The organism is Oceanobacter kriegii DSM 6294 (genome assembly GCF_000422845.1).
GTDB classification, from domain to species: domain Bacteria; phylum Pseudomonadota; class Gammaproteobacteria; order Pseudomonadales; family Oceanobacteraceae; genus Oceanobacter; species Oceanobacter kriegii.
In genome coordinates this window covers 32,702-52,465 of record NZ_AUGV01000007.1, presented here as the reverse complement: position 1 = coordinate 52,465, position 19,764 = coordinate 32,702, and the positions used below count along the sequence as shown (strand labels likewise).

The 19,764-nt window shown below is 53.1% G+C and carries 20 protein-coding genes and 1 riboswitch; of the genes, 10 read left to right on the top strand and 10 right to left on the bottom strand.

The genetic code is table 11. The features are described from left to right. The first annotated feature begins 9 nt into the window (after positions 1–9). Positions 10–246, top strand: coding sequence for a GrxA family glutaredoxin (locus tag G516_RS0105570; RefSeq protein ID WP_028292828.1), 237 nt, complete (start codon positions 10–12; stop codon positions 244–246). Between the two features lie 113 nt (positions 247–359). Here G516_RS0105570 and G516_RS0105565 read toward each other — a convergent pair whose 3' ends face one another. Beyond that, the gene (locus G516_RS0105565) at positions 360–2,636 is read right to left on the bottom strand and encodes a methyl-accepting chemotaxis protein (protein ID WP_028292827.1); all 2,277 of its coding nucleotides are present in this window, start codon (positions 2,634–2,636) and stop codon (positions 360–362) included. 126 nt (positions 2,637–2,762) lie between these two features. Between G516_RS0105565 and pap the strand changes: the two genes are divergently transcribed. Continuing rightward, a complete protein-coding gene (gene pap / locus G516_RS0105560; RefSeq protein ID WP_028292826.1) occupies positions 2,763–4,292 on the top strand; it encodes a polyphosphate:AMP phosphotransferase in 1,530 nt (509 codons plus the stop codon). A gap of 6 nt (positions 4,293–4,298) precedes the next feature. Here the strand turns inward: pap and G516_RS0105555 are convergent, their stop codons facing one another. The 3 genes from G516_RS0105555 to G516_RS0105545 form a co-directional block, all read right to left on the bottom strand. Further along, entirely contained in the window at positions 4,299–4,967 is a 669-nt protein-coding gene (locus G516_RS0105555; RefSeq protein ID WP_028292825.1) for a TIGR01621 family pseudouridine synthase, read from the bottom strand. Positions 4,968–5,079: 112 nt separating this feature from the next. Continuing rightward, positions 5,080–5,232, bottom strand: coding sequence for a hypothetical protein (locus G516_RS0105550; protein ID WP_028292824.1), 153 nt, complete (start codon positions 5,230–5,232; stop codon positions 5,080–5,082). Positions 5,233–5,244: 12 nt separating this feature from the next. Then, a complete protein-coding gene (locus tag G516_RS0105545; RefSeq protein ID WP_028292823.1) occupies positions 5,245–5,811 on the bottom strand; it encodes a hypothetical protein in 567 nt (188 codons plus the stop codon). A 151-nt stretch (positions 5,812–5,962) separates the two neighbouring features. Between G516_RS0105545 and G516_RS24280 the strand changes: the two genes are divergently transcribed. Further along, positions 5,963–6,271, top strand: a complete 309-nt coding sequence (locus tag G516_RS24280; protein WP_084644890.1) for a YkgJ family cysteine cluster protein — start codon at positions 5,963–5,965, stop codon at positions 6,269–6,271. Here the strand turns inward: G516_RS24280 and G516_RS0105540 are convergent. Next, positions 6,218–7,813, bottom strand: coding sequence for a methyl-accepting chemotaxis protein (locus G516_RS0105540; protein ID WP_028292822.1), 1,596 nt, complete (start codon positions 7,811–7,813; stop codon positions 6,218–6,220). The two genes, G516_RS24280 and G516_RS0105540, sit on opposite strands and share 54 nt — an antisense overlap. Positions 7,814–7,829: 16 nt before the next feature. Here G516_RS0105540 and G516_RS25235 point away from each other — a divergent pair, with 16 nt between their 5' ends. After that, positions 7,830–8,417: a YqfO family protein gene (locus tag G516_RS25235; protein ID WP_322785984.1), complete on the top strand. Its 588-nt coding sequence runs from the start codon at positions 7,830–7,832 to the stop codon at positions 8,415–8,417. A gap of 36 nt (positions 8,418–8,453) precedes the next feature. Here the strand turns inward: G516_RS25235 and G516_RS0105530 are convergent, their stop codons facing one another. Both G516_RS0105530 and G516_RS21185 read right to left on the bottom strand, forming a co-directional pair. Then, a complete protein-coding gene (locus tag G516_RS0105530) occupies positions 8,454–8,984 on the bottom strand; it encodes an NUDIX hydrolase (protein WP_028292820.1) in 531 nt (176 codons plus the stop codon). Positions 8,985–9,055: 71 nt separating this feature from the next. Next, entirely contained in the window at positions 9,056–9,421 is a 366-nt protein-coding gene (locus G516_RS21185) for a DUF3135 domain-containing protein (protein ID WP_036534784.1), read from the bottom strand. A gap of 344 nt (positions 9,422–9,765) precedes the next feature. On the opposite strand from G516_RS21185, the gene G516_RS0105520 reads away from it, so the two are divergent. From G516_RS0105520 to purT, 3 genes are all read left to right on the top strand, one after another. Continuing rightward, positions 9,766–10,398 carry an NUDIX hydrolase gene (locus G516_RS0105520; RefSeq protein WP_051218977.1) on the top strand — a complete coding sequence of 211 codons (633 nt, stop codon included), beginning with the start codon at positions 9,766–9,768 and terminating at the stop codon, positions 10,396–10,398. 82 nt (positions 10,399–10,480) lie between these two features. Further along, positions 10,481–10,684, top strand: a complete 204-nt coding sequence (locus G516_RS0105515) for a DUF1289 domain-containing protein (protein WP_028292818.1) — start codon at positions 10,481–10,483, stop codon at positions 10,682–10,684. Positions 10,685–10,785: 101 nt separating this feature from the next. Beyond that, a complete protein-coding gene (gene purT, locus G516_RS0105510) occupies positions 10,786–12,030 on the top strand; it encodes a formate-dependent phosphoribosylglycinamide formyltransferase (protein ID WP_051218976.1) in 1,245 nt (414 codons plus the stop codon). 68 nt (positions 12,031–12,098) lie between these two features. Here the strand turns inward: purT and G516_RS0105505 are convergent, their stop codons facing one another. The 3 genes from G516_RS0105505 to G516_RS0105495 form a co-directional block, all read right to left on the bottom strand. After that, positions 12,099–13,703 (bottom strand): sensor domain-containing diguanylate cyclase, encoded by a 1,605-nt coding sequence (locus G516_RS0105505; protein WP_028292816.1) that lies wholly within the window; start codon positions 13,701–13,703, stop codon positions 12,099–12,101. Positions 13,704–13,781: 78 nt separating this feature from the next. Further along, positions 13,782–15,326: a sensor domain-containing diguanylate cyclase gene (locus G516_RS23735; protein WP_051218975.1), complete on the bottom strand. Its 1,545-nt coding sequence runs from the start codon at positions 15,324–15,326 to the stop codon at positions 13,782–13,784. Positions 15,327–15,556: 230 nt separating this feature from the next. Then, entirely contained in the window at positions 15,557–16,111 is a 555-nt protein-coding gene (locus G516_RS0105495) for a YaeQ family protein (protein ID WP_028292815.1), read from the bottom strand. A 159-nt stretch (positions 16,112–16,270) separates the two neighbouring features. Between G516_RS0105495 and G516_RS21175 the strand changes: the two genes are divergently transcribed. From G516_RS21175 to G516_RS0105480, 3 genes are all read left to right on the top strand, one after another. Continuing rightward, entirely contained in the window at positions 16,271–16,558 is a 288-nt protein-coding gene (locus tag G516_RS21175) for a helix-turn-helix domain-containing protein (RefSeq protein ID WP_051218974.1), read from the top strand. An 85-nt stretch (positions 16,559–16,643) separates the two neighbouring features. Further along, positions 16,644–16,826, top strand: a riboswitch (yybP-ykoY riboswitch). Further along, on the top strand, positions 16,825–17,415 hold the full coding sequence (locus G516_RS0105485; RefSeq protein WP_036534779.1) for a TMEM165/GDT1 family protein: 591 nt from the start codon (positions 16,825–16,827) through the stop codon (positions 17,413–17,415). Its footprint overlaps the riboswitch before it by 2 nt. 138 nt (positions 17,416–17,553) lie before the next feature. Beyond that, the gene (locus G516_RS0105480; protein ID WP_036534777.1) at positions 17,554–19,602 is read left to right on the top strand and encodes an FAD-dependent oxidoreductase; all 2,049 of its coding nucleotides are present in this window, start codon (positions 17,554–17,556) and stop codon (positions 19,600–19,602) included. Positions 19,603–19,764: the final 162 nt, after the last annotated feature.

Here is a 19,764-nt window from a genome sequence, read left to right as displayed (position 1 = left end):
TGACATGACATGCAACGCGTTACTATTTTTGGCCGTCAGGGTTGTGGTTACTGCCGTCGCGCCAAGGAACTCTGCGAACTGAAAGATTTCGACTTCAAATACATCGACATCATTGACGAAGGAATCAGCAAAGCCGATCTGGAGCAGACCATCGGTAAGCCAGTGCATACCGTGCCGCAAATTTTCGTTGGCCAGAAGCACGTCGGTGGCTATACCGAATTCGCTGCCATGGTAAACGGCCGCTGATATCACCAAATTCCGCACCCTGGAATCGACGGCAGCCCCGGCGTCAGACTGTTCTGACACATAGCCGGGGCCGCTGCTCGTTAATTCCCCTCTGGTCGACAGGGCCGATCAGGTCAGGCTTGGCGATTGAATTGTTCGATCAGGGTATCCAGCTGATTGGCCAGCCCTGAAATCCGATTACCAATAGCATCCAGGTCTTCTGTAGACGCCGCGGTCTGGCGAGCCATCTGATTAACCTGCTCAATGTTGTCGCTGACGGAATGGATCAGGTTTTTCTGATTGCTGGCGGTTTCCGCAATCGATCCGTTCATACGGGTAATCTCTTCACTGATGCTCACCACGGAAGCCAATTGCTCACCGGCCTCTGTGGTTTTTGCCACACAATCATGGGTGCGCTCGGCACTGCTGATCATGGTGCTGACCGCTGTCTGAGTGCCGCTTTGCAAGGCTTCGATGGTTTCGGCAATGGTGTGGGTCTCTTTCTGAATACGTTGTGACAGGTTTCGTACCTCATCTGCCACCACCGCAAAGCCACGACCGTTTTCACCGGCTCTGGCAGCCTCAATCGCCGCATTCAAAGCCAACAGGTTGGTTTGGTTGGAAATATCTTCAATGACGGCCAGCACGGTGACAATGTTCTGTACGTCGTTCTCAACGTTGGAAAGCAAGCCAGAGGTATTGGTGACTTCTTCGGCAACCCCTCGAATCACACTGACGGTGTCGACGGTGAGCGTTTGGCCCTGACGGGAAATATCACTCGCTTGCAGCGCGACCTTGGTGGTGGAGGCGGCGTATTCGGAATTACGATCCACGTTGCTGGAGATATCATGAATAGCGCCAACCACTTCGCTGATGCGACGGCTTTGTTCGTTGGTGGTCTGTTTGCTGGTGTCGCTCACCTTGGTCATTTCGCGACTCTGTACAATCAGCTCGTCAGCGGTAGAGGCTACCTGCTGTACCACTTTGTCTATCTTCGACACGAACACATTGAATTGCCCGGCCAGCTGGGCAATTTCATCCTTGCCATCCTCCGGTAAGCGGACTTTCAGCGTGCCACTGCCAGAAGCAATATCTTTCATATTGGTGGTGATGTTTTGCAACGGCTTGAAAATAAACCCGGCAATCAGCACGATCACGGCGGCGGCCAGAGGCAGGATGATCAGGGAAATCACCAGAATGTTATTGGTCAGGCTGGCGGCCAGATGATCGGCACTGGCCAGCGCTTCGGTCTGACTGATTTCGGCGATAATGACCCAATCCAGCCCTTCAATGGCGATTGGCGAATAGCTGGACAGCCAGTTTTTTCCGTCATGGACCACCAATCCCGTACCATGCTGGCCTTGCAGTGCCAGATCAACAGATGGTGTAGACATCACCTGCTGACCAATCCCTGCGTGAGATTTGCTGTCACCCTGGTGAGTGCCAGACAGGGCACGACTGGTGCTGCGCAGGGTTTCATCCGGGCCCACCAGGTAAGATTCACCGGTTTTACCCAAACCGATTTTTTCCCATTGGCCGCCATTGGTCATGATCTGGTCGATATTGTCGATCGGAAACTGCACCACAAATACGCCGCGTAAGCGTTTGAACTTGAACAACGGTACCGCCATAAACGCTTCGGGCGCATTCATAAGCGGCGGGAACAAGGATACGTCTTCGATAATGACGTTGGAGTCTGTCGCCTGGCTGGCGCGTTCAAAGGCTCGGGCCAAACCGGTATCAGCAAAGGCGCCGGTTTTGAGATTGGTACCGAGCTCAAACCCCTTGTTGAGTGAGTAGTTTACCTTTCCATCGGCACCAATCAGGTAAACATCCCCAAAGCCAAATTTTTCTGCGTATTGCAAAAAGCTGCGGTGGTACGAGGCATGATTGGCACTGTAGGGGGAGTTGCTATCGGCTGTTTGGGTCTCCAGTAAACGCTTGTCGCCCACATCATTGGGGTTGTTGGCGATATAGTGATATTGCAGCAACCAGCTGGCGTCGTCGAAGTTGCTAAAGTACTGCTCGGCGGTCGGGGCAGCCTGGCCGGTTTGCTGTTGGTAAGGGCCGGCGAAATGCGTTTGGTAGTAATCTCGCACCTGCTGCTTCATATCTTCCGTCAGCGAACTGGTCAGTGGGTATTCCTCCACACCGCTCAAAAAGACATGACTGGCCGCAAAGGTGTTCTGATCCTGCGACAGCACTTCTACCTGATTGCGAAGTGTCGACAGGTACTCTTCAACATGGCTTTTCTTGGCTTCCAATGTGGATTGCAGCGTATCGTAAGCAAGCTGCTCCAGTGCTTTATGAGTACTGGATGAGGCCGTGTTATTGACCACCAGACCTATGGTTACAATGGTGGTGGCGATGATGGCCAGCATGGCCAATATCAATCGGGATTTAAGTGTCATGGGCACGAGCCTGCTGCAGCCTGAGTTCGGACGTTATATAGAGACTAGTCAATGACACCCCGTATGCCATGAGCGAGGATGAATGGGAGGTGGCTAAAACCCCGTCTTGCTGAAAAGGAATTTCCAATGTTTGAAATAGCAGAGCTTGGCCAGAGTCTGGGTGACGATGAGTACGCCAGGGAAGTGCCGGTATTGCGAACGCGTTTGCTGGAAATGCAGCAAGCATTAAAAGACGCGCCGTTCCCCGTCGTTGTTCTGATTTCCGGAAGTGACGGCTCGGGCAAAGGTGACATGGTCAATAAACTCAATGAGTGGATGGACCCAAGGCTGATGCGCACCTTTGCGTTTGGAGATAAAACCCAGGACGAGCGAGAACGTCCGGATTACTGGCGCTTCTGGCGAAAATTGCCCGCCAAGGGCCGGATTGGGCTCTATGTGGGCTCCTGGTACAGCGACCCGATTGCCCGTAGAGTTGCTGGAATAACTGGCGATGCCGGCCTGGACGCCGAGTTGATACGGATACGTTTGTTCGAACGGACGTTGATTGCCGATGGCGCATTGGTAATCAAGCTCTGGTTGCACCTGTCGCATGATCAGCAAAAAGCCCGACTGGAAGCACTGGCTGCCGATCCTCTTACCCGTTGGCGGGTGACGGATAAAGATCGCGAGCATTTGAATCTGTACAAGACGTTTCGCGGCATTGCCGAGCATACCTTGCGGCAAACCAGTACTGACGTAGCGCCATGGGTCGTGGTTGAAAGTGGCGATGCCAATTATCGTAATTTCACCGTCGGCATGCACATTCTGCAACGGATTCAGCACCACTTGGAGCATTACGGCCGTTCTTCTGGCAAGCATCACAGTGAAAAAGATTCGGGCGACGGCGAAGGCAGCAGCCATTCGGATTCGATACCACATATTCATCGCCCACGTACCTTGCTGGGCAGCCTCGACCTGAGCCAGTCGTTGTCGAAAGACGAGTACCAGCAACAGCTCGAATTTTGGCAAGGCAAGCTGGCGGTGCTCGCCAGAGAAGCCCAGCGGCAAGCGGTATCCATGGTGATTGTGCTGGAAGGCTGGGATGCGGCTGGCAAAGGTGGCGTGATACGCAGGGTGATTCCGGCGCTGGATGCCCGTAACTACCAGGTCATTCCCATCGCAGCACCAACGGATGAAGAACGGGATCATCATTATTTGTGGCGTTTTTGGCGTCATTTGCCCCGTGATGGCAAGGTGACCATTTACGATCGCAGCTGGTATGGCCGGGTATTGGTTGAGCGGGTAGAAGGCTTTGCCAGTCAGGCGGAATGGCAAAGAGCGTTCAGTGAAATTAATGATTTTGAATCCCAGCTGGTTGAACACGGTACGCTGGTGAGTAAATTCTGGCTGCACATTGATCCGGACGAGCAACTGAAACGCTTTAAAGAACGCGAAAAAGTGAGCTACAAGCGCCACAAGATCACCGACGAAGACTATCGCAACCGCGAGCGTGGGACCGATTACGAAACCGCAGTGAATGAAATGGTCGAGCGTACCAGTACCGAATTGGCTCCATGGCATTTGATTGCTGCCAACAACAAGCGTTTTGCTCGGATTCGGGTGCTAAAACAACTTTGCGAAAGCCTGCAGCAGAGGCTCAAAAACGAAGACAACTAACTCGCGCTACAGAAGGTTCCAGGGACTTTGCCAAGCGTCGGGTAGAGCAGGCCAGTGTTCGGTTTCGGAAGGAGCACATAGCAGACGATGGGGGGCGCCGTTGTACTCAAACACAACCGCATAGGCGTGCAAGAACGTTCGGCTTGCGGGCGCGCCTTTGTAGCGTGTATCGCCGTCTATGGCTGTGCCCAGACTTTTGAGTGCTACGCGTAATTGATGAGTGCGGCCGGTTTTGGGCGCCAATAAATAGCCCCGTTGACCCGAGCTTTCGTCAAAATGACTGACAAAGCGGGTCACGGCCGGATTCTCCTGGCTGCGGGTCAGTTTCCAGCAACCATTGCGGGTTTTGACCATATCGCCCTTGATCAGCCCCTGCTTTTTGGCAGGCTTGCCGGAGGCTTTGGCGAGATAGTACTTCTGAATCTGGTGCTGCTCGAACAGCTGCCCCAGCTTGGCGGCAGCTTCTGCACTGCGTGCCAGCAATAAAATGCCAGAGGTTACCTTGTCGAGGCGATGCACCGGCCACAGCTTCTGCAGGAACTGTTGTTCGCACTGAACCACCAGTCCTGCCACGCCATCTTCGCTGTGCATACCAATACCTACGGGCTTATTGATGGCCAGCCACTCCAGATGTTGGTACAGCAGTTCAATGGCGTGTTCGGATGTAACGGACATGGCGTGAAAAATCGGTAGCAGAGAGAAAGGGCAGTCTGGTCAGTTATCTGTATTCCTACAGCAACAACGGACTGACGGGGTGGGGTGAACTGCAGGAAGGCGAGAAGAACGACTAGCGTCGTTCTTCTTCCATGATTTCCAGCAAGCGACGGGCAATGGCTTCAAACAGCTGGGCTTGCTCGTTATCGGCGCTGGCGGTAAGGCTGTACATCAGACTCTCCAGCTCAGAGCGAGACATGTATCGTACGGTTACTGCATTGGTCATGGTCTTTCCGTCTCAGAATCGGTAACTGATCATAGCGTTGGTGAGCCAAACATCCGGGCGTTTGCCCGACGCACCACCGCGGCGATTTTCATTGCGGTAGTCCTGGTCGTCACGGTAGGTGCCGGCAATATCCAGAGTGATTGGACCCCATTGAACACCGGTACCAACTTGCCAGCCCCAGCCGTTAAATACACCAGTGTGCTTGCTGGTGCCGCGATCAATCAGGATTTTCTCCCGATGCCAGGCCGGGCCGGTGTACAGTCGGAAGCCTTCAGAAGCCAGTCCCCAACCCCACATCAATTGGGTTTCAAAACCGGTCACGTCTTTGCCGTCCTGATGCATGCGGTAAATGATGAAACGTGAGGCGGCGTGTTCGCTTTGGGGAAACTCAGCAAAAATACCCATGCCCTGATCACCGGATTCCGGCATATAGCTGGCACCCGGAGAGACATCCAGAGTGGTTGAACTGATGCCAACCCGGAAGTTGGTGTAGTCATCCTGTTTGGCCGAGTCGGCAATGGCCTGGCCAGAGCTCATAAGAGCCAGAATCACAGAGGCAGACCAGAGGGTCGTCTTCATGACGGACATCCTTGCTGAAAATTTTCAGGAAGGCTAAACCAGTGGCGAGTGGCGTTCAAGGGATTTTGAAGGAATAACTGGCCTTATATCCAGTATTTTGTCGTGGTTCGCTATGTTTCAATTTAAGGACCCAATTACATGAGATCTATCCGTGGAATGTCGATTAGGCTGCGGAGCCTGTTGTATCGCCCCATCCATCACCTCAGCCATTCCCGGCATGCCCAGAGGCAAACCGGCGGGTGTGCGCTGCGTGCAGCTTTCGGACGACAATTTATGCCAGCTATTTGGTCAGCCGGAGCGACCTGCGGTGTGTGGCAAGTTCACCGCCGAAGTCGATATTTGCGGCACAACCGATCAGCAGGCGTTTGACAATCTGATCTTTCTTGAGCAAGTGACTGGCGATGCCTCAGAGTCGGAACTGTCTGACCAAGCTGCCCAGTCGCTGCGACAGCCCCAATAATTCATCGGCAATTTTGTTGGTGGCTTCGGCACTGCTGACGCTGGCCACAGATTCATTGTTGATGCGGTGAATGCCATCCGATACCTGGCTGCCTACCGCCAGCTGCTGCTCCATGCTGGATAGCGTTGCCTGACTCAGCTCGGTCATGCGGTCCATTTTGGAAATCATGTGGTTTAGCGCTTCGGCGGCATCACGAATGCGTGACACACCTTCTTCGGCGGTTTCTCGGGCGGTGTTCATGGAACCAACGGCGTTGCGGGCTTCGGATTGCAATTGGCCAATCATGTTTTCGATTTCACGGGCGGAATCATGGGTGCGCTGCGACAGCGTGCGCACTTCGTCGGCGACAACGGCAAAGCCGCGGCCGGATTCTCCTGCGCGTGCGGCCTCAATGGCGGCATTGAGCGCCAGCAGATTGGTTTGCTCGGCAATTTCCTTGATCACGCCGAGTACGCTGCCAACGTTGCTACTGCGCTCATCCAATGTGCCAATAACGTTGGCAGTTTCCTGAATGGCACCGTTCATGGCGCTGATGTGATCCACAGCCAGTGAGGTTTTTTCCATGCCTGCATTAGCGACATCCCGGGCCAAACGCGCTGACTCTGTGCTCTCGCGAGCGTTGTCCGTCACATGGCTGGTGCTGGCCATCAGGTCATCGATGCCTTGCAGCAACTGACGTGACTCATTGCGTTGAGTCTCTGCCGCTTGCCGTGCCTTACTTGATGAACTGCTGATTTCACTGGCGCTGTGTTCAACCTGATTGGCGGAGCTAACTACCTCGGACAACGATTGCGCAAAGCGCTTCACCATGTTGTTCAGCGAACTGGCGGTATCACCAATCTCGTCCCGGCTTCGGGCGGTAAAATCCACCGTCAGATCCGAGTTGTTTTCCATGTCGCGCAATTTTTGCTGGATATTGCGGGTAGGGGATACGATCAATTGGCGCAGCAGCAGTGACAAAACCACAATGGCAACGGCCATGACGCTGCCTTGCAGGGTAATCAGCTGAAACATATTGCCTTCAATTTGGCCGTCGATGCCTGCCATTGAGTAGGTAATGCGCGTTGCGCCCAGAATATCGCCCTCGCTGGCCTGGTGGCAGCCGAGGCAATTCGTGCCTCGATAATCAGCCGATGCCCGAATAGGCTCAATGTAGGTGATGGTTCGACCTTGAGGATTGCTGGACTCCAGTAGTACGGTTTCGCCTGCCAGTGCGCGTTGGTCGAGTTCGTCGGCCGGGTATTCATGCGCCATTCCCTTGCCGTAAAGGGCGTCGATTTTTTCCGACCGAATCATACGGGCTTCGGTAATAACGTCGTCAGCCAGCAGCTTGTCGCGCAGCAGCTCACGATTGGCGATTGCCCCCGAAATCATCAGCATGTTCATGGAGTCCAGATAGCCGCTGGCCTTGTCTTGCAACAAGTCATGTACCAGCGTATTGCTGAGTTGTTTCTCGGAATGCACGCTTTGCGTCACCGCAATCGCCAATACAATCAGCAGAATGCCAGCCAGAGCGGTGTTCAATTTTTGTTGAATGGTCATAGGTTTCCCGGAAATCATGCGTTTGCTTGCAAACCTGCCCGGCGGGGCGTTCTCAACAATCGGCGAGATGCTGTTTGTGTTCTGCCTTGGTTGTTCTTCCTTGTCTGCTGGGATGCCTGAAGGGAGCAGTGCAAAACGATGCCAACGCGCTCATGGCTTCTTAAGACCGAGAAATGAACCCTCTTTAACACTAGACCAATCTCGTTATTTTGCGTTTGTGCGGGTATTTTGTAGGGCTTTTCTTGATATGGATCGTGAACTAATAAAGGCAAGCAGCATGTACAAATTGGGCTTTTACGTCCCGCAGCAACAGCTGGACGAAGTGAAACAAGCGGTGTTTGCCGCTGGTGCAGGGAATATTGGAGATTACGAACACTGCTGTTGGCAGTGTCCTGGCCGTGGTCAGTTTCGTCCGGGGGCGGCCGCCAATCCGTTTATTGGTGAGCCGGGAACACTTGAATATGTTGATGAATATCGGGTCGAAATGGTCGTGGCTGACCACTGTATTCGTGCAGTAGTGGCGGCACTCAAGGCCGCTCACCCGTATGAAGAGCCGGCATTTGATATCGTCAAACTGGTCTCAGAAGACGACTTGCCGGTTTAAATCTGAATACCGGGGCAATGATTGGAATCACCCGACTCAACGGTTGCGGTTCACTTCCAGTGTATGAACACGAGCAGGAGTCGGATTTTCCAGAAACAGACGCAGGCTTTTTTCTACCGTAGAAAAGGCCAGCTCATCCCATGGAATGTCTTCGGGAGCGAACAAAGCCACTTCCAGACTTTCAGGGCCAGAGGAGAATTCGGCAGTCGGTAATACAGCCGTATAGAAGATGTGAACCTGATCGATGTGAACCACACTGATCATGCTAAACAACTGCTGGATTTCCACCTTGGCCAGCGCTTCTTCCCAGGTTTCGCGCAGGGCTGCTTGCTCTGTGCTTTCGCCGTTTTCCATAAAACCAGCGGGTAGCGTCCAGTATCCCATGCGCGGTTCAATGGCGCGTTTGCACAGCAGAATTTTGCCTTGATAGGTGGGCAGGGTGCCCGCCACGATGCGCGGGTTTTGGTAATGAATGGTGCCGCACTGTTCGCAAACGTGACGAGGGCGGCTGTCTCCCTCGGGAATTTTCAGTTCGATGTGTCCGGCACAAACGCTGCAGTATTTCATCCCGTCCTCTGATAAATGCCAGGGCCGTCAGGATCAACGGCCATCGGACGAGTATACCTGTTCAGGTTCGATTAGCGATTGGCAATTTCCGGGAACTGCAAGACCGCTGCGCGAGGAGAATCAACCAGCTCGGTGCCATTGGCCACGGCCCGTGGCGCTTCGGAAGCGATTTCCATGTCAGTAGCACCGTTGATGGTTTCGCGCATCTGGAACAGGTGATCGTGCATCATTTTGGAGATGCGGATGCAGGAATCCATTGGGTTGCGAGCGCGGCGGCGTTCCATATCGACCTGAAACTGCAGACCACGCAGACGGCGCTGATATTGTTGCGGTGCGCTGTTAATGGTTTCTTCAACCATCTGCTGGCGCAGGGCTTCCAGCTGTTCCGGGTTTTGTTCGGCCAATTTACGCAGTTCTTCAAATGACGGTAATTCCACAGCAGCCACCTCTCAAAAAAATATAAATACTGGCTTGAATTAACTGAAAAACAGTCTACCAGTAACATTCTGTTAAGAAACTTTGTCAGAGTGTTTTTTAACCTGTCTAACCTGTTGAATTTGTGTAAGAAAAAAACGATGGCTCCAATCTGTGTCTTTGTGCGCCTGCTTATGGGAGCGAGCAGCTTTCTTTTGCGGATATTCGGAGTCGGCCTTAAGAATCTACCCAAACACGGCCTGGCTAACTGAACTATTCACGCTCAGAGTTGTTAAACAGCGGCTCTTAACCGACGGGTTTCTTTACCATTTCGATTAAAAATGAAATTATTTTCTGGAGTCACCACTTGCTCGACACTAAACTGGACAACATGACCAACGAAGACTTGTTGTCCACATTGTCAAAACGGCACGCCAACCATACGCCGCGTCGTTTTCGACGTCCCGGCCTCAGAGAGGCCGCGGTGCTTGTTGCACTGTCCTGCAAGGATGGCGTGCCTTCTGTGTTGCTGACCCGAAGAACCACCGAAATGCCGACCCATAAAGGAGAGGTTGCATTTCCAGGTGGCAAGTGCGAGCAATACGACCGTCACTACACGGCCACCGCGTTACGCGAAGCCCACGAAGAGGTTGGCCTGGAGCCTTCGCTGGTGTCGGTTGTAGGGGAGCTGGATCAGGTGATTTCCAAGTTCGGCTTCCTGGTCACCCCTGTGCTGGCGGTCGTGCCGCCAGATCTTGAGTACGTTCCTGATCCCCGGGAGCTCGACAGCATTTTTTCGGTACCGCTGTCGTTCTTTATGGGCGAACCCCACGAATTCTTTGAGCGCGACGGCATTACCATGCCGACCTGGCGCTATCAGCACTACCGTATCTGGGGCCTGACGGCCTACATGATTGGTGAATTGATGAATCGTTACTTCGATGCGGACATTCCAATCGGCCGCATTGCTGCCGCCAGCCGTGATCATTCAGACGAATAAACCGGATCTCCGGTCGCCACATTCGTTGGATTTCCGATCACTGCCGCGTTAGCATTCTAGCCCTTGCTGTTGGAGGCTCGCTTTGAAATCGGAAACCCCCGTTAAATCGCCCTGCGTACACATTTGCATTCTGAACGACGAAGACGTTTGCGAAGGCTGCTACCGAACCGGTATGGAAATCAGCCGCTGGGGTCGTATGGACAACGACGAAAAGCGCAAGGTACTGGACAGCTGTCACGAGCGGGAGTCACGCTCGGGTAACGTATTCTCTTTTACGCTGGACTGATAGTCCGTCCAGCGTCCGCCTACTCTTATCCACTCGCGGTGTGCTGATCGTTAGCTGGCATTTCAGCAGATTCATCACTGCCTGACTTTCACGGATTCGCCATGACGACCACAAATACCCCTGTTTCTGATATCGCCGCCGCCTTTGAGGCTGGCACCATAGGTACCCCATTTTCTGAAACCGCCACCCGTGTGTTGTTGTGTGGTTCCGGGGAACTGGGTAAGGAAGTGGTGATTGAATTGCAGCGTTTGGGATGCGAGGTGATTGCTGTTGACCGCTATGCCAACGCACCGGCGATGCAGGTTGCAGACCGCTTCCACATCATCAGTATGCTGGATGGGGCGGCACTGCGTCAGGTGATTGAGCAAGAACAGCCACACCTGGTGGTGCCAGAAATCGAAGCCATTGCCACCGACACCCTGGCAGCGCTGGAGCAAGAGGGCGTCAATATTGTTCCGACCGCTCGCGCGACGCAACTGACCATGAACCGGGAAGGCATCCGTCGCTTGGCCGCCGAAGAACTGGGCGTCGCCACTTCCAGTTACCGTTTTGCTGCCACCAAAAGCGAATTTGAAGTCGCAGCAGCGGAAATTGGTTTGCCGTGTCTGGTGAAACCTGTGATGAGTTCTTCTGGCAAAGGCCAGAGCTTCGTCCGTGAGGCATCTCAGCTGGATGCTGCCTGGACCTACGCGCAAGAAGGCGGCCGTGCCGGTCAAGGCAAAGTCATTGTTGAAGGCTTTGTTGATTTTGACTTCGAGATCACGCTGCTGACTATTCGTCATAACGACGGTCAGGGCGGCACTCAAACCAGTTTCTGTGAACCCATTGGCCACCGTCAGGCCGATGGCGATTACCAGGAATCCTGGCAGCCGCAAGCCATGTCTTCAGTGGCATTGGCCAATGCCCAGGCCATCGCGACTCAGGTTACCGATGCGCTGGGCGGCTGGGGCCTGTACGGCGTTGAGCTGTTTGTGAAAGGGGATGAGGTCATCTTCAGTGAGGTGTCTCCAAGACCCCACGACACCGGCCTGGTGACGCTGATTTCTCAGCAGCTGTCTGAAATTGCACTTCACGCTCGTGCAATTTTGGGTCTGCCAGTACCGACCATTCGCCAATACGGCCCGGCAGCATCTTCTGTGCTTCTGGTTGAAGGGGAGTCAGCACGCATGCAGTACGGCAATCTGTTTGCTGCGCTGACCGAGCCAGACACGCAGCTGCGTTTGTTTGGTAAGCCGGAAGTCGCAGGTAAGCGCCGCTTGGGCGTTGCCCTGGCACTGGATGAAAGTGTTGAAGCAGCCTGCGAAAAAGCCAACCGCAGTTCTGCTGCTGTGAAAGTCACTTTATAACCGTTGCATAACGGTTGCTGTATAACAGCAGCCGCCTGGCTTTAAAAAAGAAGCTTGATCCAGTCGGATCAGGATTCTGACGACGTTTGGCTGCGACTGATGCTGAACGACGCTATTGTTAATTCCACCACCCGGCTTTGGCTGCGGCCGTTTTCCTTGGCTTCGTACAAGGCCTCGTCTGCCTGTTTCAGCCAATCGCTCATATTACGGGTGTGAATCCAATCTCCGGAATCCACCAGCCAGGCCGCGCCAATACTGACCGTCAGAATTTCACTGACGCTCGACATGATGTGCGGGATCGCCAGCTGATGAATTCGCTGATGCATCATCTTGAGCAACTGATCCAATTCGTCGCGGCTTTGCGCATAAACCATCAGTGCAAATTCTTCACCGCCGTAGCGGGCGACGGTTTCATCCGTGCGCTTGCCAAATTGCGCCAGTGTCGATGCGACCTGCTGCAGCGCCATATCACCAGTCGGATGCCCATAGTGATCGTTGTAGCGTTTGAAGTGGTCGATATCCACCATGAGTAACGCCATCGACAGTCGGTTGCGTCCAAGACGTGACCAACATTCACTTAACCGGTGATCGAACCCACGTCGATTAAGGATCGACGTCAAGGCATCGGTGCGGCTCAGCTCCTTCAACTGGGCGTTTTGCATCATGATGGTATCGACCATGCGGTTATGCGATCGGGCCAGCTTAACCAGCTCTTTGATGCGAAGATGCTCACTGATTGGAATATGGTGCATGCGACCCGATTCCACCGTTGCTTGCAGGTGATCCTGTGCTCGCTGAAGCGGGCTGTGAATCATCCGTAAAATGGCCGCAAACAGCAGGGCAGGCAGGACGCCCAACAGGATAAATTCCTTCCAAAGGTTCTGATTCAACAGCACTGGCATTTCTATGTTAGGCGCATCAATATCCAGACACACCACGTTATCAACCGGGCCGCTGTCCAGACATCGAATGGTGCGTTGAAAGGGCGCGCTAACCGGTGCCTTGAGGACGTCGTGATAGCTTCCGGCGTTGGTAACAACGGCGAGCTCCAGTTGGGTAATGCGCTCAGCCGTTGCCAGAGTGTCGTCTGTGATGGCGCTAATAAATATTAGCCAGCCAATACCGGGCAGCTCACCATCCGAGCGGGTAACCGGATTGGCTGCCACCATGCTGGGCTGACCATCAATCAGCTCAAACGAGCTTTCGGTGGTGTCTTGCAGCAGCAGGCCAAGTACATTGCTGTCCAATCCTTTTGGCAGTTCAGTCACCTCGCTGAGCACTCCGGCGTCTGAATCAAACAGGTAGCCAGCCCGGATAGACTGAGACTGGTCCAGTACAAACACATGGTTCAGTTTTAAAAGCTCAAAGGTTTCCGGCTGAAAGTTGGCTTCCAGAAATTCCGTATGAAACCCCATGATGAAATCATAGGTGTCATTCCATTCGGCATAGTCGGTGGTTTGGTTAGCCAGAAATTCGCGGTTGATATGAATGACTTCTGCGAGGCTTTCGTAGCTGCGCTGCAATTCCAGCGCGGTACGGCGTTGCTCTTCGGGGAATCCAAAAAAGGCGCGATAGCCCACCAGACCGACAATCCACAGCAGCAGGTAGCCCAGCACCATGGTGGTGTAGAGCGATTTGATGGAAACCTGCCAGCCATTGTCCTTGTTAATCATAAATGCAACTCGTTAAACCAACCCTTTACGGGGAATATCTCTTCAGACTAGAAGGTTGTAACAAGGTTGCCAGCAACATCAGGAGCGCATATCGGGCAGTCGAGGCTTAATGGTTCTGTCCAAAATCTGGATCATAGTGCAGTTCCGGCCCGCCGCCTTGGCTTCGTAAAGCGCGACATCGGCTGCTTTCATCCACTCTCTGGGGGAGGACTGCTGTAACCATTCGCCACTTTCAACAATCCAGGCGACACCGGCACTGATCGTCAGGTAGGACGATGCTTGCGAATACTGATGGGGAATCTCCAGATCCCGAATGGCCTGCTTCAAACGTCGGCGGAAGTTATTCAGCTCAATGGCGTCATCAATATGAATGATCATGGCAAACTCTTCGCCGCCATAACGGGCCACAATCTCATCGGTACGCTGGGCGCATTTGACCAGCGCTGCCGCCACCTTGGTTAGCGCCGCATCGCCAGCTGGATGGCCATAGTGATCGTTATAAGGTTTGAAATAATCGATATCCAGCATAACGATGGCAATGGAGGTTTTGCGACGCTGAATCCGTGACCAGCCCTCGGCTAAGGCCCGATCAAAAGCCAGCCGATTTGGAATGCGTGTCAGGGAGTCGGTAGTCGACAGCTCTTGCAATTGGTGTTGCTGGCGCATCACCAATCCGATCAGTCGGTTATAAGCCTGTTTGAGTTTGACGAGTTCCTGCATTTGCAGCGGAATTGCAAACAGAATCGGCTTCAATAAGCCCTCGCGGGAATTGCTCTCCAGCAGCTCGGTGATTTTCTCAACCGGAGCGACGATCAGACGTGCCAGAATCCACCACAAGGCAAATGGTAATAGCATGGCGATCAACAGGGTGGTGAGCAGTCGTAAATCGCCGAATTCAGGGACTGTGTCGTTGTGCTGAATTTGCAAGCACAGAGGTACCTGGCCACCGTCAGTAACGATGCATCGTTGACGCAAATTGGCCGCCCGATCAACGGCTGCGGTCAAGCTGGTCGGCTGTATTTTATGGTCGCTGGTATCGATGATCTGCAATGGCACCCGCGAATAACGGCTGATCTGGCTGATCGCCTGGTCATCGAGGGGAGAGCGAAAGACCAGCCAGCCGACATTGACATGGCCGGGCTCGTCCCAAACCGGGGTAGCGGCATACACGCCCACGCCAAAGCGGTCTTTGCGGATGGTGCTAACCGGTTTATCACCTTGCCATTGGTTGATCCAGTCGAATATCCATTCCGGTGCCGATCGGAAAGACAACTCCTGCTCGTCGCCCATCAGGGTGAATTTTGCCAGGGTTTCGCCGTCTGGGCGCAACAGCAGTACATGGCTCAGTTGGCGTTGCTGCATTACCTCTGGTGAGAATAGGTCAAAGATATGACTGAGCACGCGACGGTCCAGCATGTCGACGACCTTGTAGCGGTCACTGTAGTCGGCTGCCATTTGCTCGAGGGATGTTTGCGGCAATTCAATCAGGTGCTGGATGGTCAGCAATTCCTGCTGCTGCAGGTTGCGGCTGTGCTCCAACTCTTGCGGATAGATCCAGATTGCTCGCACCAGCAATACACCGACCAGGAAAACGACGGCGTAAATGGCTGAGATGATGAGCATAAGGCGTTTGATGTTCAGAGCGGCTCTCCATTATTGCCATTCTTGCTCTGTCAGGTGCGGAAGCCGTCCTGACGACGTCAAAACCAGCACCTGTCTAAGGACTCTCTGAATAACTCAATGCCTGCGCAGCGCTGTACAGAGTTATTCAGACAATCCTTAACCTAACGATAGGTTTGGCAGGGTAAATTGCAAAGCATTTTCAACCTGCCATGGTTTATCAGACCGCGGGTTTAATCAAAATGTCCGTTTTCACACAATTTTGTCAGCGGAATGTGCAAGGTAGTCTGATCATCCGACAGCCAGATATCACGACCATCAATCATAATGCTGAGCTGCATGGACTTTTGATGGAAGGCCTCAATGCCTTTCATTGCCTCAGGACACAGCGCCCAACAGTCCAGATTGTCGAGCATCGGCAATTTTTTCTGACACTCATCAAGCCACTGCGGAACGCCTTTTTGTTGATAGGTGTATATATCAACCCTTGAGGACTGTCGGGATGCTTTTTTGATGCGATCGGGGCTTGGCAATCCTAGGTCAATCCATGCCAAAATGTCCCCAGTGGCAGATTTGTGCCATATTTCTGGTTCAGAATCCGTACTGAGGCCTTTAGTGAAGGTTAAACCGTCACATGCGTGTAGCGCATAGGCCAAAACCCGAGCCATTAGTCGGAGACTGGTTTCGGAAGGGTGTTGAGCAATGGTCAGATCGACAGTGTCGAAATAACTGCGGTTGGTATTACTGATGTTGATGCTGGCTTTGCATACCGTTGCTTTAAGAGCCATGAAAAATTCCTGATTCAAGGGTGCGAATCAAGCCCTTTAAAAGGACTTACGTGTCATTCCGCACCAATTATATGCGGTTTTTCAATGAACGCTTGTTTAATCATTGATGCTGACTAGAGTTGTTTTGAACGTTGAAATAATCACCGGGGCGTGACTGCTATGAGTTATCGCGAGTTTAGTGTTAACGGCCTGTTGGCCGAAGTCGGCATACGGGTACGTGCAGCGCGACTGGCCATGAATTTGAGCCAGGAGCAGCTGGCAAAAGAAGCGGCCGTCAGCCGTTCTACCATAAAACGACTGGAAGCGGGCACCGACAGTGTCAGCCTTGCGAACCTGTTATCTATCTTGCAGGTGCTGGATTGCATTGATGGATTTGTGGCTGCCTTACCAGAGCCGGATTCCAGTTCGGATGCTCGGCAAAGAGCTTCCCGCGCCAGCTCGGTATAGGCGCGTTACTGCTGTGTTGTTTTTGAACAATGGAATACTTTTCAAGTGTTTAGTCTTGCTTGCTGCAGGCAGGTGGCGTAAAGTGACCAAACTCTTGGGGGAGTAGTCTTCCGTTAATTCAACGGATCTTACGTCAACATAATTGAGCCTCATGCTCGTGGCGTAAGAGACACCAACCGTGTTTGACAAGACCTGAGACAATTTCCGGTGCGAAGGGTAGCCACTGGGTGTTGTCTTTGGTTTATAAGCTACCCGGTGATGTCTTGATGGATGCTCTATCTTTCGCCGATTCGGCGTTTTTCTCTTCTACTTTTGCGGTAGCTCTAGCCGAGATTGGCGATAAAACCCAACTTCTTACTCTGTTTCTTGCCATTCAATTTCGCAATCGGCTTGCGATTGTGTTCGGTATTTTCCTCGCCACACTGGTGAATCATGGCTTGTCTGCCTGGTTTGGTGGCTGGCTGTCACAGGTTGCCAACAACAGCTTCCTTGCCGGCAATTGGCATTACCTGATGGCAGCCGGCTTTCTGGCCATGGCAATCTGGCTGTTGATTCCTGATGAAGACGAAGACGTTGAAAATCGCTGGCTAAAATATGGCGCTTTTGTCGCCACGCTGGTGCTGTTTTCCGTTGCTGAACTGGGCGATAAGACCCAGGTGGTGACTGTTATGCTGGCCGCACAATGGCAGGCGCCGCTCACGGTAACTGCGGGTACCACCATCGGCATGATGCTGGCCAACGTGCCGGTAATCTGGTTCGGCAGAGCTCTGATTGAGCGAATGCCAGTGCAACTGATCCACCGCATTACAGCCGCTTTGTTTGCCATCAGCGGCGTGGCCTTGCTGTTCCTCAACTGATTCAAAAATTACCCGCCCCGACGGATACTGAATTTAGTTAATTGTTCTCTTGGGTTGTTTTTATGGTCTTCTCGGTCATGGTTTGCATGGCGTTCAGGCCATAAACTGATTTCATAACAACGAAAAGAGAACACCGTGATGAATTCGTACCCGCATCTGTTTGAGCCGCTGGACCTTGGTTTTACCCAACTGAAAAACCGCGTCATCATGGGCTCAATGCATACCGGCCTGGAAGATCGCCCATGGCATTTTTCCAAGCTGGCGGCGTATTTTGAAGAACGCGCCAAAGGCGGTGCAGCACTGCTGATTACCGGTGGCTTTTCTCCTAATCGCGCCGGTGATCTGCTGCCATTTGGCTCCAAGCTGATGAGCCAATGGCAAGTGCCTTTTCACCGTAAAGTGACCGACGCGGTACACAAGCACGACAGCAAGATCGTGCTGCAAATTCTCCATGCTGGCCGTTATGGCTATACGCCATTGAATGTTGCCCCAAGTGCTATCCAATCTCCGATCACGCCTTTCAAGCCGAAAGAACTGTCCGCCAGCCAAATCGAAAGCACCATTCGCCAGTACGGCCGCACGGCCAAATTGGCGAAAAAAGCGGGCTACGACGGTGTCGAGATCATGGGATCGGAAGGGTACTTGATCACCCAGATGCTGAATGAACGCACTAATCGTCGTACCGACGAGTGGGGCGGCAGCTACGAAAATCGCATGCGCTTTGCTCTGGAAGTGGTTCGATCCATTCGTGAGCAGGCAGGTGACGACTTCATAGTGGTCTTCCGATTATCGATGCTGGACCTGGTAGAAGGGGGATCCAGCGCAGAGGAAATTGCAACGCTGGCCCGCGCCTTACAGCAACAGGGAGTCAACATCCTCAATACAGGCATTGGCTGGCATGAAGCACGTGTACCGACCATTGTGACCTCGGTGCCGCGTGCCGCTTTTGTTGAAGCAACTGCCCGCGTCAAAGCCTGTGTGGACATTCCGGTGGTGGCATCCAACCGCATTAATATGCCGGATGTCGCAGAAGACATTCTGGCCAGCGGCAAGGCCGACCTGATTGCTATGGCTCGCCCTTTCCTGGCCGATCCTGAGTGGGTGAATAAAGCGCAAGAAGGCCGGGCCGACGAAATCAATACCTGTATTGCCTGCAACCAGGCCTGTCTGGATCACACCTTTGAGAACAAACGTGCCTCATGTCTGGTGAATCCACGTGCCTGCCATGAGCTGGAGCTGCAATACACACCAGTAACCGACGCCCAACATGTCATGGTGATTGGTGCTGGCCCGGCAGGTTTGGCATGCGCGGTGGTGGCTGCCCAGCGCGGCCACAAAGTGACCCTGGTTGAATCACGCGACCATATTGGCGGTCAGTTCAATCTTGCCGCCCAGATACCCGGCAAAGAGGAATTCCACGAAACCATCCGCTACTTCAATGCCATGATCCGCAAACACAATATCGATCTGAAGTTGTCGACCCTGGCCGATGAGGCGCTGATCAATGAACTCAAACCGGATCACGTGGTGGTATCGACCGGTGTAAAACCTCGCATCCCTGCAATTCCGGGCATCGAACACGAAAAAGTCATCAGCTATCAGCGATTGCTGTCGGAAAAACCGCCAGTAGGTCAGCGCGTTGCGGTGCTGGGCGCAGGTGGCATTGGCTTTGATGTGTCCGAGTACCTGACTCACGAAGGCAAATCCACTTCACTTGATGCCAGCGCCTGGCAAAAAGAGTGGGGGGTCGACGTCAATAGCACCACTGCAGGTGGCCTCGCCGTGCCTGAGCTGCATCCGTCGCCACGGGAAGTGTGGTTGCTGCAACGTAAAACCAGCCGTCATGGCAAAGGGCTGAATAAAACCACCGGCTGGGTTCATCGTGCCGTTCTGAAAATGAAGAACGTGCAAATGCTGGGTGGCGTGGAATACCTCGGTATTGATGATCAGGGTTTGCATATTCGCGTCACTCGGGATGACATCAGCGAAGAGCGCACTCTCGACGTCGACAACATCATTTTGTGTACCGGCCAGGAATCTGTTAGCGAACTGTATCAACAACTCGAATCCGTCGCGGAAACATCAAACTTCGATGTGCATCTGGTTGGCGGGGCTGAGTTTGCAGGCGAGCTGGATGCCAAGCGTGCCATCCGCTTGGCCAGTGAACTGGCCGCATCATTGAACTGAGTGCCGAAATTCGAGTCTGCTTTGTTGTGATTGTTTTCGGAATAGAGTGAAAAAACCATCTATTCTGTAAAGGACGACGACTTATCCGTTATTGGCTGGTAACAACGTTAATGACAAAGTCCGTTTTCACAGTAACGAACAGGAACATTGGAAATAGGGCTG

Coding starts and splice junctions, on each gene's coding strand:
- G516_RS0105570 (WP_028292828.1), top strand. CDS start 10: ATGCAACGCGTTACTATTTTTGGCCGTCAGGGTTGTGGTTACTGCCGT.
- G516_RS0105565 (WP_028292827.1), bottom strand. CDS start 2,636: ATGACACTTAAATCCCGATTGATATTGGCCATGCTGGCCATCATCGCC.
- pap (WP_028292826.1), top strand. CDS start 2,763: ATGTTTGAAATAGCAGAGCTTGGCCAGAGTCTGGGTGACGATGAGTAC.
- G516_RS0105555 (WP_028292825.1), bottom strand. CDS start 4,967: ATGTCCGTTACATCCGAACACGCCATTGAACTGCTGTACCAACATCTG.
- G516_RS0105550 (WP_028292824.1), bottom strand. CDS start 5,232: ATGACCAATGCAGTAACCGTACGATACATGTCTCGCTCTGAGCTGGAG.
- G516_RS0105545 (WP_028292823.1), bottom strand. CDS start 5,811: ATGAAGACGACCCTCTGGTCTGCCTCTGTGATTCTGGCTCTTATGAGC.
- G516_RS0105540 (WP_028292822.1), bottom strand. CDS start 7,813: ATGACCATTCAACAAAAATTGAACACCGCTCTGGCTGGCATTCTGCTG.
- G516_RS25235 (WP_322785984.1), top strand. CDS start 7,830: ATGCGTTTGCTTGCAAACCTGCCCGGCGGGGCGTTCTCAACAATCGGC.
- G516_RS0105530 (WP_028292820.1), bottom strand. CDS start 8,984: ATGAAATACTGCAGCGTTTGTGCCGGACACATCGAACTGAAAATTCCC.
- purT (WP_051218976.1), top strand. CDS start 10,786: ATGACGACCACAAATACCCCTGTTTCTGATATCGCCGCCGCCTTTGAG.
- G516_RS0105505 (WP_028292816.1), bottom strand. CDS start 13,703: ATGATTAACAAGGACAATGGCTGGCAGGTTTCCATCAAATCGCTCTAC.
- G516_RS23735 (WP_051218975.1), bottom strand. CDS start 15,326: ATGCTCATCATCTCAGCCATTTACGCCGTCGTTTTCCTGGTCGGTGTA.
- G516_RS0105495 (WP_028292815.1), bottom strand. CDS start 16,111: ATGGCTCTTAAAGCAACGGTATGCAAAGCCAGCATCAACATCAGTAAT.
- G516_RS21175 (WP_051218974.1), top strand. CDS start 16,271: ATGAGTTATCGCGAGTTTAGTGTTAACGGCCTGTTGGCCGAAGTCGGC.
- G516_RS0105485 (WP_036534779.1), top strand. CDS start 16,825: ATGGATGCTCTATCTTTCGCCGATTCGGCGTTTTTCTCTTCTACTTTT.
- G516_RS0105480 (WP_036534777.1), top strand. CDS start 17,554: ATGAATTCGTACCCGCATCTGTTTGAGCCGCTGGACCTTGGTTTTACC.